The 1,187-nt window shown below is 44.3% G+C and carries 1 protein-coding gene; it reads left to right on the plus strand.

Annotated elements, in window-relative coordinates:
* The coding region (locus tag CBG25_RS06965) for a major capsid protein (RefSeq protein WP_290605587.1) at window positions 1-1,187 on the plus strand (1,187 nt) is incomplete at both ends.

Below are 1,187 nucleotides of genomic sequence, written 5' to 3' on the forward strand. Positions count from 1 at the left end.
GGTTAATAGTGATTTAATTATTTGTAACGATTTGGCTCAAACTGCATTTTTAGAGCGTAGACAAGATAATCTTGAGGTGTTCAATCAGGCGTCAAATGGCGCAATTGTACTGGATAATGTTTTTATAGAAGGCGATTTACGTAAACGGGCATTTTATCAGATAAGCGGTTCGATTGAACATCGTGACGTGAATTCTACGGATAAAGTTACCGGTAAGAAAATTGGTGCGGGAGAATCCGTTGACGTTAAAGCCCCTTGGAAATATGGCCCCTATGAAATCACCGAAGAGTCATTTAAACGACGTGGCAGGGATGTTTCAGAATTTTCTGAGCTTGTCGGTACGGATGCTGCTGATGCTTCGCTTGAAGGTTATATCAAGTATTCCCTGGCAGCATTGGGGGCTGCGATTGGCGCTAATACGGATATGATGGTCACGGCTAATATTGCTACCGATGGCAAGAAGACCCTCACTAAGGGGTTACGCAAATACGGGGATAAATTCAACCGTGTCAATCTGTTTGTCATGCACTCAACAACCTATTTTGACATTGTTGATCAGGCGATTGATAACAAGGTTTATGAAGAAGCAGGCGTGGTAATTTACGGAGGCCAACCTGGGACATTAGGTAAACCTGTATTAGTCACCGATACGGCGCCTGTTGATGCAATATTTGGTTTAGTACCAGGGGCTATCACTATCACGGAATCACAGGAACCTCATTTTCGCTCTTATGAAATCAACGATCAGGAAAATTTAGGCGTTGGCTATCGAGGTGAAGGCGTGGTAAATGTGGGCGTGCTCGGTTACAGCTGGGATGAATCAAAAGGGACTAATCCTGATCTGACAAAATTGGGCACAGCGGGTAACTGGAAGAAACATTTCACCAGTAACAAATTAACGGCAGGTGTGATGATAAAATTGCATCATGAAGCCAGCGTGACATTATCGGTAGATAAAAACACCGCGACAGCCAATAACAGCGATGCGGTGACCATTTCGCTTGATTACACAAAAGATAGTCAACCTGTTCAGGGTAGCAATGTTGAGTGGTCAACCATCGGTGGAAAACTGAGTAAATCGGCGACTAAAACCGATGCAAAGGGTAAGTCAAGCGTCAAATTAACCGCCAGTACAGCAGGACAATTTACCGTCACTGCGACAGTGGATGGTGAGATGCGCACCACAG

It is taken from the genome of Arsenophonus sp. ENCA, assembly GCF_002287155.1.
GTDB classification, from domain to species: domain Bacteria; phylum Pseudomonadota; class Gammaproteobacteria; order Enterobacterales; family Enterobacteriaceae; genus Arsenophonus; species Arsenophonus nilaparvatae.